Origin of the sequence: Bombilactobacillus thymidiniphilus, assembly GCF_023380245.1 — a bacterium.
Classification (GTDB): domain Bacteria; phylum Bacillota; class Bacilli; order Lactobacillales; family Lactobacillaceae; genus Bombilactobacillus; species Bombilactobacillus thymidiniphilus.
On the sequence record NZ_CP093365.1, the window covers coordinates 241798 to 256452 of the forward strand.

Annotated in this window: 8 protein-coding genes, 8 tRNA genes, 3 rRNA genes, 1 pseudogene and 1 other annotated feature (1 of these 21 only partly in view); of the genes and pseudogenes, 2 read left to right on the forward strand and 18 right to left on the reverse strand. The window is 39.3% G+C overall.

Annotation, left to right across the window (positions count from 1 at the left end; genetic code table 11):
* Window positions 1-102: a binding site (T-box leader), on the reverse strand (it extends 104 nt beyond the left edge of the window).
* A gap of 47 nt (window positions 103-149) precedes the next feature.
* The gene (locus tag MOO47_RS01305) at window positions 150-1148 is read right to left on the reverse strand and encodes a glycoside hydrolase family 73 protein (RefSeq protein WP_249513051.1); all 999 of its coding nucleotides are present in this window, start codon (window positions 1146-1148) and stop codon (window positions 150-152) included.
* Between the two features lie 299 nt (window positions 1149-1447).
* On the opposite strand from MOO47_RS01305, the gene MOO47_RS07730 reads away from it, so the two are divergent.
* The gene (locus MOO47_RS07730) at window positions 1448-1843 is read left to right on the forward strand and encodes a phosphatase PAP2 family protein (protein WP_396022059.1); all 396 of its coding nucleotides are present in this window, start codon (window positions 1448-1450) and stop codon (window positions 1841-1843) included.
* Here MOO47_RS07730 and MOO47_RS01310 read toward each other — a convergent pair.
* From MOO47_RS01310 to MOO47_RS01380, 17 genes and pseudogenes are all read right to left on the reverse strand, one after another.
* Window positions 1785-3281: an MDR family MFS transporter gene (locus MOO47_RS01310; RefSeq protein WP_249513052.1), complete on the reverse strand. Its 1497-nt coding sequence runs from the start codon at window positions 3279-3281 to the stop codon at window positions 1785-1787. The two genes, MOO47_RS07730 and MOO47_RS01310, sit on opposite strands and share 59 nt — an antisense overlap.
* A 16-nt stretch (window positions 3282-3297) precedes the next feature.
* Window positions 3298-4497: a methionine adenosyltransferase gene (metK, locus tag MOO47_RS01315; protein WP_249513053.1), complete on the reverse strand. Its 1200-nt coding sequence runs from the start codon at window positions 4495-4497 to the stop codon at window positions 3298-3300.
* Between the two features lie 122 nt (window positions 4498-4619).
* Window positions 4620-5792, reverse strand: a complete 1173-nt coding sequence (locus MOO47_RS01320) for an SAM-dependent methyltransferase (protein ID WP_249513054.1) — start codon at window positions 5790-5792, stop codon at window positions 4620-4622.
* A gap of 1162 nt (window positions 5793-6954) precedes the next feature.
* Window positions 6955-7029 (reverse strand): hypothetical protein, encoded by a 75-nt coding sequence (locus MOO47_RS07735; RefSeq protein ID WP_396022060.1) that lies wholly within the window; start codon window positions 7027-7029, stop codon window positions 6955-6957.
* A gap of 77 nt (window positions 7030-7106) precedes the next feature.
* Window positions 7107-7202: pseudogene (locus MOO47_RS07740) on the reverse strand (DNA-3-methyladenine glycosylase); the annotation flags it as partial.
* Window positions 7203-7340: 138 nt separating this feature from the next.
* A tRNA-Val gene (locus MOO47_RS01325) sits at window positions 7341-7413 on the reverse strand.
* 5 nt (window positions 7414-7418) lie between these two features.
* Window positions 7419-7490 (reverse strand) — tRNA-Glu (locus tag MOO47_RS01330).
* Between the two features lie 18 nt (window positions 7491-7508).
* Window positions 7509-7581: transfer RNA gene (locus MOO47_RS01335), tRNA-Val, on the reverse strand.
* Between the two features lie 5 nt (window positions 7582-7586).
* Window positions 7587-7658 (reverse strand) — tRNA-Glu (locus tag MOO47_RS01340).
* Between the two features lie 23 nt (window positions 7659-7681).
* A tRNA-Ser gene (locus tag MOO47_RS01345) sits at window positions 7682-7772 on the reverse strand.
* 9 nt (window positions 7773-7781) lie between these two features.
* A tRNA-Asn gene (locus MOO47_RS01350) sits at window positions 7782-7854 on the reverse strand.
* 7 nt (window positions 7855-7861) lie between these two features.
* A 5S ribosomal RNA gene (gene rrf / locus MOO47_RS01355) occupies window positions 7862-7978 on the reverse strand.
* Between the two features lie 75 nt (window positions 7979-8053).
* A 23S ribosomal RNA gene (locus tag MOO47_RS01360) occupies window positions 8054-10962 on the reverse strand.
* A 119-nt stretch (window positions 10963-11081) separates the two neighbouring features.
* Window positions 11082-11154 (reverse strand) — tRNA-Ala (locus MOO47_RS01365).
* A gap of 12 nt (window positions 11155-11166) precedes the next feature.
* Window positions 11167-11240: transfer RNA gene (locus tag MOO47_RS01370), tRNA-Ile, on the reverse strand.
* 89 nt (window positions 11241-11329) lie between these two features.
* A 16S ribosomal RNA gene (locus MOO47_RS01375) occupies window positions 11330-12896 on the reverse strand.
* Together the 16S, 23S and 5S rRNA genes with 8 tRNA genes alongside form the textbook arrangement of a ribosomal RNA operon.
* Window positions 12897-13184: 288 nt before the next feature.
* On the reverse strand, window positions 13185-13559 hold the full coding sequence (locus tag MOO47_RS01380) for a CvfD/Ygs/GSP13 family RNA-binding post-transcriptional regulator (protein ID WP_249513055.1): 375 nt from the start codon (window positions 13557-13559) through the stop codon (window positions 13185-13187).
* Between the two features lie 67 nt (window positions 13560-13626).
* Here MOO47_RS01380 and MOO47_RS01385 point away from each other — a divergent pair, with 67 nt between their 5' ends.
* Window positions 13627-14616 carry an NAD(P)/FAD-dependent oxidoreductase gene (locus tag MOO47_RS01385; RefSeq protein ID WP_249513056.1) on the forward strand — a complete coding sequence of 330 codons (990 nt, stop codon included), beginning with the start codon at window positions 13627-13629 and terminating at the stop codon, window positions 14614-14616.
* Window positions 14617-14655 lie beyond the last annotated feature (39 nt).

Genomic DNA, 14655 nt, shown 5'->3' on the forward strand with positions numbered 1-14655 from the left:
CAATAGAAACAAGTTCACCAAAATTTTCTTGTGGAATCACACCAAACTTCCACTCTCTGAAAAAGAAAAATTAAAGTTACTACTTTTCTACACATAAACTTAACAATATAACGCTATTATAAAAAACAAGATATCCAATTGCAATACAATTATTGATTATTATCTCTAGTTACAGTAATAGTTGATTGTGAATTATAGTCATCATTATTTTGTACTGGGTCAGATTTTGGCTTTGCACTAAAATAAGCTTTATCTTTCATGGATGAACTATTTTTGGCAACTGGTGGCTGTGTTAACTCTTCGTTATAACCGATCACATCATCCAAAGAATTATTGACTGATGATGCAGTATCCTCAGATTCATCATTCTTTTGATAATTATTTAAAACAATTATCGGAGCTTGTTGATCACCATAAGATCCTTTTAGATTAATTGGATTATTCAAAGTTTTAGTAGCAAAATTAATATTATTAACTATGATATCATTGCTACTTGTTTGCTGGTTCCAATCTAATGGCTGATCAAATCTGGTCAAATCATACTTTTCAATTAAGCTATTTAACTTTTGATCATAAGATGTATCTGTAGCATACTTACCTGTTAAACACTTGGTGGCATCTTTATAAGAAGCAGCATTACTCTTCCAAGCATCTTTATATATCTTATTATCACGAATGACACGCACATAATCTTCTAGTGATTCTTTGTATGAAGGATATTTACGAAAATTGGATTGAATAGTATATAAATTGCCGGAACCATCATCTTCTTGCGTCGACATATCAACACTATCTTCCTGATATGTTCCTTTCACACCGAATAAATTATAATTAGGTGCTTGCGCTAAAGAGCTAGTTCCCCAACCACTTTCTAACAATGCTTGCGCTATCATTACGGAAGCATAGACATCATTATTATTGGCTAATTTTTGCGCTGATAGTCCCAAGTAATTCAGAAAAACAGTGTCACCATAACCATTAGACGTAATCGTATTTTGCTGGTCAGCTACATCGCTGACTTGAATTGTCAACGGATTATTAGTTGTAGCGTAAACGACTTGCTCGTGATGATGCAAACTTCCAACTGATCCCCCACTAATTAACATTAACATCAATATTTTTTGATATTTATTTGCTTTTAAAATCATGTAAGTTAATCTCCAGCTTCCAATATTAAATAATGATCCAAAATTATACTAAAATAAAAACAACAAATATTTCAGGAGTGCTTATTCTTATGAAAAAAAATTATCTATATCTAAGTTTTGTACTATATATATTTTTTATTATATTAACTTTCTTAATAGTAACTAACAATCTATTTGTTAACCATATTGATCAACAAACTTTCAACGTCCTAAACAATGTCAGCCATCACTATACAAAATTATTTGCTACTATTACCGTACTAGGTGCTCCCAAAACCATTAATTGTCTAACGGTTATTATGCTACTTTTTTTAAAAAACAACCAACAAAGAATCTTTTTATTGTGCAGCGTACTGGGCAACAATCTGCTAAATCAAGTTTTAAAATTCAACATTCAGCGTCCCCGTCCTAATATTGAACATTTAACTGCAGCCAGCGGATTTAGTTTTCCTAGTGGACACGCTATGGCTACAGCAAGTTTTGCACTAGCAATTTGTTTGATCTATAGTCAAATTACCCATAAAAAACTATTTTTTTGCTTGAATAGTATCTTTTTTTGCTTAATTTTTATAAGTCGCCCGCTACTGCACGTTCATTATTTGTCTGATGTCGTTGCTGGAAGTCTTCTAGCCAGTGCTAATATTCTACTGTTTTATTACTTTTTTGGTAATCGCGTAAAGTATAATCACTCTTAGTATCGAAGAAAGTAATTATTAAAGCCAAAATCAAAACAATTAATCCCACGATATATATCCAATGTAAGCCACCAAAGACAACTTGACGCGCCACACGCAAATATTTTGCAGATATTCCCGCAGCTGTTGAAGGATTGATCATTTGATCCAACATCTTAAAAGTTAAACCAGAATTATCTTGAACGCACTTAGCCATACGTAAATTAAAGACAATACCAAATAATGAAACCATTAAAGTTTGGCCTAAACTACGCGCTAACGTATTAAAACTAGTAGCCGTTCCTACTTGGTCAGCAGGTACAATACTTTGGGAAGTGACAGTTGACGTTGTAATTGATAAACCAAATCCCAAACCGTATACCCCAGAAATCAACAAGAAAATGTAAAAAGGGGTCTGAAATGGTAAAAATAAATAAGCGACACAGCCAACCAATAAAAAGCTCAAAGCAAACAAAGTAATTTTATGTGGCGGATATTTTGCAATCATTTTACCGGAAACAAATGATCCCACTAGCCAAATAACAGAACTAGGTGTTACAGCAAAACCACCCATTGTTGGGTTTAGCCCTAGTACACTTTGCATCCAAATCGGCAAATATGTCTCAAAACCAATTAAGAAACCAGAAACTAATAAAACAGCAATATTTTGGATCACAAAAGTGCGATTTTTAAATAGTTGCAACGGTAAGACAGGATCTGATTGATGACGCTCCACATGAATAAAGAAACCAAAAAGCATGGCTGCCACAGCTAACATTACCAAACTGAAAAACCATTGTTTTAAATTACTTAAACTCTGCAAAGTGAGCATTAATAATACTAATGCACTTGTCAATAAAGTGATACCTTTAAAATCAATAGTACTTGTTTGCGTTTTAATGTCTTCATGTAAGAAAAATTGAAGCAAAACAATTGTTATAATACCAACAGGAATATTAATAGCAAAAATCCAATGCCAAGATAATTGTTCCACAATAAAACCACCCAATAATGGCGCCACAATTGAAGCAATACCCCAAGAAGAACCATTGAGTCCTATCATGCTAGCACGTTTTTCTAGCGGATAAATGTCAGCTAAAACGGTGTAAGTCAAAGGCTGAATCGCACCAGCACCTAATCCTTGAATAATACGAGCTCCAATTAACTGCGGCATCGATTGTGAAATACCACAAAGTAACGATCCAATTACAAAAACTACTAACCCAATGTTCAGCAATTTTTTACGGCCATAACGATCTGATAATTTACCATAAATCGGTGTCGTTACTGCAGTCATTAATAAATAAACAGAAAAGACCCAATTCATTATTTTCAAACCATGAAGGTCGCCAATAATTGTCGGCATTGCTGTTGAAACAATCGTTCCTTCAATGGCTGTCATGAAAGTTGCAATAAAAACCGCAATTGTAACCAACTTGACGTTTGTTTGTTTTTTCATGTTTTTTCTCAATATCTTAGTTTTGAATAGCTACTTTTAAGGCCTGAACTTTATCTATTTGTTCCCAAGGCAATTGCACATCAGTCCGCCCAAAATGCCCGTAAGCAGCAGTTTTTTGATAAATTGGGCGTTTCAAGTCCAGCATTTGAATAATCCCAGCAGGACGTAAATCAAAAACTTTTCTAACAGCAGCTACAATTTCTTCATTACTATAGGAACTAGTATTAAAAGTATTAACAGTAATCGAAACTGGACGAGCCACACCAATCGCATAAGCTAGTTGCAACTCTACTTGTTTAGCAATACCTGCCGCTACTAAATTTTTCGCAACATAACGAGCTGCATAACTAGCTGAACGATCAACTTTAGTAGCATCTTTACCAGAAAAAGCACCACCACCATGATGGGCAAAACCACCATAAGTATCGACAATTATCTTACGTCCAGTCAATCCAGTATCACTGCTAGGTCCGCCTAAAACAAAACGTCCCGTCGGATTAATGAAAATTTTAGTTTCATCATCTAATAATTCTTCTGGGATCACTTTTTTAATTATCTTATCAGTAACATCACGTTTCAATTGTTCTAAAGTTACATCAGGATCATGTTGGGTACTTAAAACAACTGTATCTACCCGTAAAGGTTGCCAATTATCATTATATTGAACTGTTACTTGTGCCTTAGAATCTGGACGCAAATAAGTCAATTCATTATTTTTGCGCAACTGAGTAATTTGATAAGTTAATTTATGTGCCAAAATGATTGGTAAAGGCATATATTCAGGTGTTTCATCCGTAGCATAACCAAACATTAATCCTTGATCACCAGCGCCAATCTGATCCAATGGATCATTGGCATCAGCTTTTTCTCGTTTTTCTAAAGCATCATCAACACCTTGTGCAATATCAGGTGATTGTTGATCCAAAGCAACGATTACCGCGCAAGTATCTGCATCAAATCCATAATCAGAGCTGGTATAACCAATTTCTCTAATTTTTTGGCGCACAATACTTTGAATATCCACGTATGCACTGGTTGTTACTTCACCAGCAATTAATACTAATCCAGTCGTCACAGTCGTTTCACAAGCAACACGTGCATCAGGATCCTTTGCTAAAATAGCATCCAAAACAGCGTCACTAATCTGATCTGCTATTTTATCAGGATGTCCTTCTGAAACTGATTCTGACGTAAAAAAATGTTTTTCTTTATTCAATTTATTTCCCCCTTAGTAGGTTACAGGTAAGCTAAATAGCCCCATCAGAAATTTAGTTAACTAAGTTATAGTAGCACAGTTATTTAGATAACTAAATACTTTCTGATAAGGGTTTTCGTTTATTATTTGTAAATGTAGTCACGCGTCATTGGTAAGTTGGTTCCGGAAGCGCCTTTAGTGATTAAAAATTGAATCACATCAATATTACCGGAGGCAAATGATGCCGCACAAGCCTGCAAATATAAATCCCACATACGGATAAAGCGTTCATCAAACATTTCTTTAATTTCTGGTAAATGATTTTTAAAATTACGTTCCCAATGTTCTAATGTTAATTGATAATGACGTCGTAACATCTCAATATCACTAATTTGTAAACCACTAGCTATAATATTGGTCACATTTTCACTCAATCCTGGGATATAACCACCTGGGAAGATCCATTTATCAATCCAGCCATTAGAAGCGCCTTCGCCTTGGCGTGTAATACCATGAATTAATGCTGTTCCACCGTTATTCAAGAAATCTTGAATATCCGCAAAATAACCCGGCAAATTTTCTTTACCAACATGTTCAAACATTCCGACTGAAACAATATAATCCCAATGACGTCCCTTTAATTCTCGGTAGTCGGTTAAAATCACCTCAGCTTGCTCTTGTAAACCTAATTCAGCAATTTGCTTAGTTACATAGCGATATTGCTCTTCACTCAAAGTGATTCCTGTAACTTTAAGACCATATTCTTGCACTGCAGTCAACATAAGTGTTCCCCAACCACAGCCAATATCTAATAAAGTCTTACCTGGTTTAGGGTCTAACTTTTTCAAAATATGATGTACTTTATTGAGTTGTGCTGTTTTTAAATCATCATCATCATTCTCAAAGTATGCACAAGAATAAGTCATAGTGTCATCCAACCACAACTTATAAAAGTCATTACCAATATCATAATGATTTTGCACGTAATCTTGATTATTTTTTTCGCTATGTTTGTGGCTTGGCATCCACTTTTTGAACTTTTTATTGTACAAAAAACTTTCTTTGCTTCGATAAGCAGAAACAATCAAGTCTTCGATACTACCTTCAATTTCAATTTTTTTGTCCATATAAGCTTCGCCTAAGGCAATCGAAGCATTTTCCATAATTTTTTTAATAGGAATAGCTTCATTAAATGTAATGTGAATTTGCGGTTCACCAGATCCATAAATTTCTGATTTTTGATCCCAATAAGTAACTTTAATGGGAATATCAAAAGAATTTTGGAGTAATTCTTTATAAAAAGTTTTCTCTAACATGTATATAACCTCTATTCAAATCTAATACAAAAACATTACACCAATAGCTAAAAAACTTCAAATTGATTACAATAGTTATAAAGGAGTCATTATGAAAATTTTAAATACATCAACATCATTATTAAGTATCTTTTTTTACCCATTAGCATTAACACAGACTTATCCAGCACATTTAGACAGCAACTTTAGAACCGTTACTGTTATTATTTTATTAGTAATAATTTATGTAAAAATATTTATGCCACTTAAAGCTAATAAGTTTTTCAATATTATTTACTTAATAGCCAGTTTGTTCATAACTTATTCAGTAAATGTATCAACATTGCCTTTATATTTAGTAATCCTAGGATTAAGCCAACTATTTATTTGCTTTTTTTCTAATTATGATAATAAATTTTTATTCAACTTTGCTATTCCTGGGTTTAGTATGCTATTGCTAATATTAACCTTGATGCATTTTTTATCACCTAATTTATTAATAAACGTAATCTTAATCAATTTATCTGTTTTTCTGGCAAGTATTGTGGACGACTGGAAACAGAATTTACTAACATTATTATGCGTCAGTGGGCTAACTATTATTCTATTTTTATTGCACTACATTTCATTAAATCTTGGAATCATTTATGTAATATTCTTCAGTATACTAATTATTTTAAAGACTAAATTCAAACTCAAACTTGATAATTATAAATTGGATATAATTAGGATGACATTGTCCATTTTACTTTTGATCATTTAACACTGAAGCAAATCATTATTATGCGTCAGTGGGCTAACTATTATTCTATTTTTATTGCACTACATTTCATTAAATCTTGGAATCATTTATGTAATATTCTTCAGTATACTAATTATTTTAAAGACTAAATTCAAACTCAAACTTGATAATTATAAATTGGATATAATTAGGATGACATTGTCCATTTTACTTTTGATCATTTAACACTGAAGCAAATCATTATTATGCGTCAGTGGGCTAACTATTATTCTATTTTTATTGCACTACATTTCATTAAATCTTGGAATCATTTATGTAATATTCTTCAGTATACTAATTATTTTAAAGACTAAATTCAAACTCAAACTTGATAATTATAAATTGGATATAATTAGGATGACATTGTCCATTTTACTTTTGATCATTTAACACTGAAGCAAATCATTGTATTGGCTGCAAACCACGTAATAAAATTCCTTGTGGCAAATCTCTTTTTTGCGTAACCAGATTAAGCATAAGGTGTCCATATAGAGAATAAATATAATAGGTCCTGGATCAGCATACAATGCTTCATTAGCAAGACTCCGATGTCCTTTATAGGCATGAGCAGTCGAATATTCTCCACCCAAATAAGCCTCAGCTTCTACAATTAATCCACTTGTAATTTGTGATCCATTACGATAAACCAATTCGCACCTTAAGATATCTTGCGTAATTTGTGAGGTGACATTGCTTCTATATATACATGTAATTATTTACTTTTTAAAATATAAATAATTACAAACAAAAAAAGTCTAAGAACAAATCCTAGACTTTTATATAAATAATGGAAGATACAGGGCTCGAACCTGTGACCCTCTGCTTGTAAGGCAGACGCTCTCCCAACTGAGCTAATCTTCCACAAATGACCCGTACGGGATTTGAACCCATGTTACCGCCGTGAAAGGGCGGTGTCTTAACCACTTGACCAACGGGTCAGCTTAATATATAAATAATGGAAGATACAGGGCTCGAACCTGTGACCCTCTGCTTGTAAGGCAGACGCTCTCCCAACTGAGCTAATCTTCCACAAATGACCCGTACGGGATTTGAACCCATGTTACCGCCGTGAAAGGGCGGTGTCTTAACCACTTGACCAACGGGTCAGCTTAATAAGTTAATAAGCCAACGGAGAGTAAGGGATTTGAACCCTTGATACAGGTAAAAGCCCGTATACATGATTTCCAATCATGCTCCTTCAGCCACTCGGACAACTCTCCAAATAAAAACTCCGGTTGTCAGACTCGAACTGACGACACCCTGATTAACAGTCAGATGCTCTACCAACTGAGCTAAACCGGAATAAACAGCGTGGCAACGACCTATCCTCGCAGGCAGTTTCCCACCAACTACTTTCGGCGTTGAGAAGCTTAACTTCTGTGTTCGGCATGTCGACAGGTGTTTCCTCCTCGCTATCGCCACCACACTTGCTCTCTTCTCTTCTGAAAGAACCTTAGTCCTCTCAAAACTGAATATTAAGATAATTCTTCACCTTCACTGCTTGGTTAAGCCCTCGACCGATTAGTATTGCTCCGCTCCATATATCACTACACTTCCACGCGCAACCTATCTACCTCATCTTCTTTGAGGGGTCTTACTTCATTACTGAATGGGAAATCTCATCTTGAGGTGGGTTTCACACTTAGATGCTTTCAGCGTTTATCCCTTCCATACATAGCTACCCAGCGATGCCTTTGGCAAGACAACTGGTACACCAGTGGTATGTCCATCCCGGTCCTCTCGTACTAAGGACAGATCCTCTCAAATTTCCTACGCCCGCGACGGATAGGGACCGAACTGTCTCACGACGTTCTGAACCCAGCTCGCGTACCGCTTTAATGGGCGAACAGCCCAACCCTTGGGACCGACTACAGCCCCAGGATGCGATGAGCCGACATCGAGGTGCCAAACCTCCCCGTCGATGTGAACTCTTGGGGGAGATAAGCCTGTTATCCCCAGGGTAGCTTTTGTCCGTTGAGCGATGGCCCTTCCATACGGTGCCACCGGATCATTAAGCCCGACTTTCGTCCCTGCTCGACTTGTCTGTCTCGCAGTCAAGCTCCCTTCTACCTTTACACTCTACGAATGATTTCCAACCATTCTGAGGGAACCTTTGGGCGCCTCCGTTACTGTTTAGGAGGCGACCGCCCCAGTCAAACTGCCCACCTGACACTGTCTCCCGCCGTGCTTCAACGGCGTGGGTTAGAACTTTCATATAACAAGGGTAGTATCCCACCATTGCCTCCATCGATACTAGCGTACCGATTTCTATGGCTCCTACCTATCCTGTACATGTTACACAAAAATTCAATATCAAGCTACAGTAAAGCTCCATGGGGTCTTTCCGTCCTGTCGCGGGTAACCTGCATCTTCACGGGTATTATAATTTCACCGAGTCTATCGTTGAGACAGTGCCCAAATCATTACGCCTTTCGTGCGGGTCGGAACTTACCCGACAAGGAATTTCGCTACCTTAGGACCGTTATAGTTACGGCCGCCGTTTACTGGGGCTTCAATTCTGGGCTTCGACTCGAAGTCTAACTCATCCTCTTAACCTTCCAGCACCGGGCAGGCGTCAGCCCCTATACGTCATCTTACGATTTTGCAGAGACCTGTGTTTTTGATAAACAGTTGTTTGGGCCTTTTCACTGCGGCTGGCTTTTACACCAGCACCCCTTCTTCCGAAGTTACGGGGCTATTTTGCCGAGTTCCTTAACGATAGTTCTCTCGCTCACCTTAGGATTCTCTCCTTGACTACCTGTGTCGGTTTGCGGTACGGGTAATCAGTTTCTAACTAGAAGCTTTTCTCGGCAGTGTGACGCTCGTGCTTCGCTACTTAATTTCGCTCCCCATCACAGCTCGTCCTTAGAAATAAGCATTTGACTCATTCCCAGACTCACTGCTTGGACATGCTTTTCCAGCTGCATGCTCACGTTAATCTCCTGCGTCCCTCCATTGTTCAAACAAAACTGATTAGTACAGGAATCTCAACCTGTTATCCATCGATTACGCCTCTCGGCCTCATCTTAGGTCCCGACTAACCCTGGGCGGACGAGCCTTCCCCAGGAAACCTTAGTCTTCCGGTGGATCAGATTCTCACTGATCTCGCGCTACTCATACCGGCATTCTCACTTCTAAGCTCTCCACCAGTCCTCTCGATCTGGCTTCTTCGTGCTTACAACGCTCTCCTACCACATACACTTACGTGCACATCCACAGTTTCGGTACCATGCTTAGCCCCGGTACATTTTCGGCGCAGAGCCACTCGACTAGTGAGCTATTACGCACTCTTTAAATGAATTGCTGCTTCTAAGCCAACATCCTAGTTGTCTATGCAGCTCCACATCCTTTTCCACTTAGCATGGATTTTGGGACCTTAACTGGTGATCTGGGCTGTTTCCCTTTCGACGATGGATCTTATCACTCACCGTCTGACTCCCGAGTATAGATCTATGGCATTCGGAGTTTATCTGAATTCAGTAACCCATGACGGGCCCCTAGTCCAAACAGTGCTCTACCTCCACGATCCTCTCCTCGAGGCTAGCCCTAAAGCTATTTCGGAGAGAACCAGCTATCTCCAAGTTCGTTTGGAATTTCACCGCTACCCACACCTCATCCCCGCAATTTTCAACTTACGTGGGTTCGGTCCTCCAGTGCGTTTTACCGCACCTTCAACCTGGACATGGGTAGGTCACTTGGTTTCGGGTCTACGTCTACGTACTTCTTCGCCCTATTCAGACTCGCTTTCGCTTCGGCTCCGTCTTTTTCAACTTAACCTTGCACGCAAACGTAACTCGCCGGTTCATTCTACAAAAGGCACGCCATCACTCTTTAACGAGCTCTGACTACTTGTAGGCACACGGTTTCAGGATCTATTTCACTCCCCTCCCGGGGTGCTTTTCACCTTTCCCTCACGGTACTTGTTCACTATCGGTCACTAGGGAGTATTTAGCCTTGGGAGATGGTCCTCCCTGCTTCCGACGGGGTTTCACGTGCCCCGCCGTACTCAGGATCCTGGTAGAGTGTCTCTGATTTCGCTTACTAGACTGTCACTATCTTTGGTTCAGCTTCCCAACTGATTCTGCTATCTTTGACTTTCTCATGTCCCAGTCCTACAACCCCAAAAAGCATGCTCTTTGGTTTGGGCTCTTTCCATTTCGCTCGCCGCTACTCAGGAAATCGATTTTTCTTTCTCTTCCTGTGGCTACTTAGATGTTTCAGTTCACCACGTTTACCTCACTCTTAACTTTCGTTAAGGTGTAACTAGCTTTTACTCTAGCTGGGTTGCCCCATTCGGAGATCTCCGGATCTACGCTTACTTACAGCTACCCGAAGCATTTCGGTGTTCGTTCCGTCCTTCATCGGCTCCTAGTACCTAGGCATCCACCGTGCGCCCTTATCATCTTAACCTTACTAAAACAATAATTCGTTTCTTCTTGAATCTCTCGATTCGCAGTTTCTCGGTGTTTTCTGTTTCTTTCTCTTAATATTCAGTTTTCAAAGTACTAACATCGACAGTTTCCTGTCAATGGAGGTTAACGGGATCGAACCGATGACCTCCTGCGTGCAAAGCAGGCGCTCTCCCATCTGAGCTAAACCCCCATACAAATTGAATGGGCCTAAATGGACTTGAACCATCGACCTCACGCTTATCAGGCGTGCGCTCTAACCAGCTGAGCTATAGGCCCGACACGTGATCTTCTTCAACTTACATCTGAGAGTAGACCTCTCAAAACTAAACAAAGTTTCTACAAAGTGCTTCCGTTATTTTCCTTAGAAAGGAGGTGATCCAGCCGCAGGTTCTCCTACGGCTACCTTGTTACGACTTCACCCTAATCATTTGTCCCACCTTAGACGGCTAGCTCCCCGAAGGGTTACCCCACCGGCTTTGGGTGTTACAAACTCTCATGGTGTGACGGGCGGTGTGTACAAGGCCCGGGAACGTATTCACCGCGGCATGCTGATCCGCGATTACTAGCGATTCCAACTTCATGCAGGCGAGTTGCAGCCTGCAATCCGAACTGAGAATGGTTTTAAGAGATCTGCTTGCCCTCGCGAGTTTGCTTCTCATTGTACCATCCATTGTAGCACGTGTGTAGCCCAGGTCATAAGGGGCATGATGATTTGACGTCGTCCCCACCTTCCTCCGGTTTGTCACCGGCAGTCTCACTAGAGTGCCCAACTTAATGCTGGCAACTAGTAACAAGGGTTGCGCTCGTTGCGGGACTTAACCCAACATCTCACGACACGAGCTGACGACAACCATGCACCACCTGTCTTCCTGTCCCCGAAGGGAACCCTGTATCTCTACAGCTTTCAGGAGATGTCAAGACCTGGTAAGGTTCTTCGCGTAGCTTCGAATTAAACCACATGCTCCACCGCTTGTGCGGGCCCCCGTCAATTCCTTTGAGTTTCAACCTTGCGGTCGTACTCCCCAGGCGGAGTGCTTAATGCGTTAGCTGCAGCACTGAGAGGCGGAAACCTCCCAACACTTAGCACTCATCGTTTACGGCATGGACTACCAGGGTATCTAATCCTGTTCGCTACCCATGCTTTCGAGCCTCAGCGTCAGTAACAGACCAGAGAGCCGCCTTCGCCACTGGTGTTCTTCCATATATCTACGCATTTCACCGCTACACATGGAGTTCCACTCTCCTCTTCTGCACTCAAGTCTTCCAGTTTCTGATGCTCTTCCTCAGTTAAGCTGAGGGCTTTCACATTCAGACTTAAAAAACCGCCTGCGCTCCCTTTACGCCCAATAAATCCGGACAACGCTTGCCACCTACGTATTACCGCGGCTGCTGGCACGTAGTTAGCCGTGACTTTCTGGTTGAATACCGTCACTATCTGAGCAGTTACTCTCAAATACGTTCTTCTTCAACAACAGGATTTTACGATCCGAAAACCTTCTTCATCCACGCGGCGTTGCTCCATCAGACTTTCGTCCATTGTGGAAGATTCCCTACTGCTGCCTCCCGTAGGAGTTTGGGCCGTGTCTCAGTCCCAATGTGGCCGATTACCCTCTCAGGTCGGCTATGCATCATTGCCTTGGTAAGCCGTTACCTTACCAACTAGCTAATGCACCGCAGGTCCATCCCAAAGTGACAGCCGAAACCGTCTTTCAACTTCTAGCCATGTGACCAAAAGGTTTATGCGGTATTAGCAACTGTTTCCAGTTGTTATCCCCCGCTTTGGGGCAGGTTACCTACGTGTTACTCACCCATCCGCCGCTCGCTTTACTATCTTCCTACCCGAAGGTATTCCGTTAGCTCAGCTCGCTCGACTTGCATGTATTAGGCACGCCGCCAGCGTTCGTCCTGAGCCAGGATCAAACTCTCATTTTTAGTTTGTGACTCATAGACTCAAACTTGCGTTCTTGTCTTCTTTATTGCTCTTAATTGACAGGTTCTTGTGAACCCTGCACTTTGCTTAAAAGAAACTTTGTTCAGTTTTCAAAGGTCTACTTTGTTGCTCGTCGACTTGCGTCGGCTCTCATATTATATCATCTCAACAATCACATGTCAACAACTTTTTTTAGAAGTGTTTGCGTTTCTTTCAACGCCTGTGTCTGTCTCGCTGACAACAAATGATATATTATCAACTTTTCGTCCTTTTGGCAAGTACTTTTTTCTTTATTTTGTTATTTTGGCTTTTATTTCTGTAATCCATCTATCTTTTTCATGTTCAATGCTAGTAAAACCTATTTTGTGCTTATAATTAGTCCAGTATTTTTTAGCATTAATATGTTGTACATCATAACTAACTTTTTGCAAAGCGCGCAAAGATAAACTAATTTCTCCTGTATATTCATCCTTGTTTAAAATGATTACTGTTACTTTCTGCCCTAAAGATAAAAATTGTGAAATGTCTTTTACGTAGCCATTCTTGCATTCAGAAATATGGATCAGTCCTTGTTTATTACTATTATCTAACTTGACAAAAGCTCCATATGACCGGATACCAGAAACTTCCCCTGAAACTACTTGACCAATTGATAAATTTGTCATTACTTTCCTCCACAAAAAGGTTAACATATAAGAGGTTTTAATTGTTAATTATTATTGAGGTGATTGTGTGTCAAAAAAAATTTATGATATAGCTATTATTGGTGGGGGACCTGTGGGCATTTTCACTGCTTATTATGCCGCAATGCGGACTGTAAATCCTATTTTAATTGAGAGTATGCCTAAACTTGGTGGGCAGCCTGCTAATTTATACGCACAAAAACAAATTTATGATATTGCTGGTCAATTTGGAATTAGCGGTCGTGAGCTTATTGATAATTTACTGCAAACAAAGGGTCATTTTCACTATAATACTAAATTACAGACTACAGTCACAAATATCCAAAAAGTCCCTAATACAGATTATTTTTCTTTGGAAACTAATGGTGAAAATATTTGGGCAAAATCTGTGATTATAGCTATCGGTAACGGTCCATTTGAGCCACGCAAACTGGCTGTTAAATATGATCCTCAATTGGAAAAGAATCAATTGGCTTATTTTGTTAAAGATCTCAACACTTATAAAGATCAAGATGTCCTAATAGCTGGTGGAGGCGATACAGCAATTGATTGGGCCCTAGCAATTAACAAAATTGCACACAAAACTTTTCTTTTACATCGTAGAGATACTTTTCGGGCATTGGAATCTAGTATTACTAGCTTGCAAAAATCTGATATCGAAGTACTGACCCCCAATATCATTACAGATGTTCAAGAAATTAATGCTGATTCCATCCAAGTAACTTTCCAAACTGTTAAATCCAAAGATATCAAACAAATTACAGTAAATAAGTTGCTGGTAAATTATGGCATCAAAACTGATTCTAGACTGTTGCGTGGCTGGCAACTGGATCTTAAAGGACCCTTTATCAAGGTGGATTCACAAATGCGTACTAATCGTCCATTAATTTATGCAGTGGGTGATGTCGTCTATTATCCGGGCAAAAAACGCCTGATTGCCCTCGGATTTGCTGAAGGACCTATCGCTGTAAACACTGCTATTGCCGAATTGTATCCTGATAAAACTAAATTTGGTCATAGTTCTTCATTATTTAATTAATTTTATGTTGGATTATTAGCAATAATCCCTTTAAAATGT

What these genes read in the sequence shown, in the direction of transcription:
- MOO47_RS01305 (WP_249513051.1), bottom strand. Translation starts at nt 1,148, where the DNA reads ATGATTTTAAAAGCAAATAAATATCAAAAAATATTGATGTTAATGTTA.
- MOO47_RS07730 (WP_396022059.1), top strand. Translation starts at nt 1,448, where the DNA reads ATGCTACTTTTTTTAAAAAACAACCAACAAAGAATCTTTTTATTGTGC.
- MOO47_RS01310 (WP_249513052.1), bottom strand. Translation starts at nt 3,281, where the DNA reads ATGAAAAAACAAACAAACGTCAAGTTGGTTACAATTGCGGTTTTTATT.
- MOO47_RS01320 (WP_249513054.1), bottom strand. Translation starts at nt 5,792, where the DNA reads ATGTTAGAGAAAACTTTTTATAAAGAATTACTCCAAAATTCTTTTGAT.
- MOO47_RS01380 (WP_249513055.1), bottom strand. Translation starts at nt 13,559, where the DNA reads ATGACAAATTTATCAATTGGTCAAGTAGTTTCAGGGGAAGTTTCTGGT.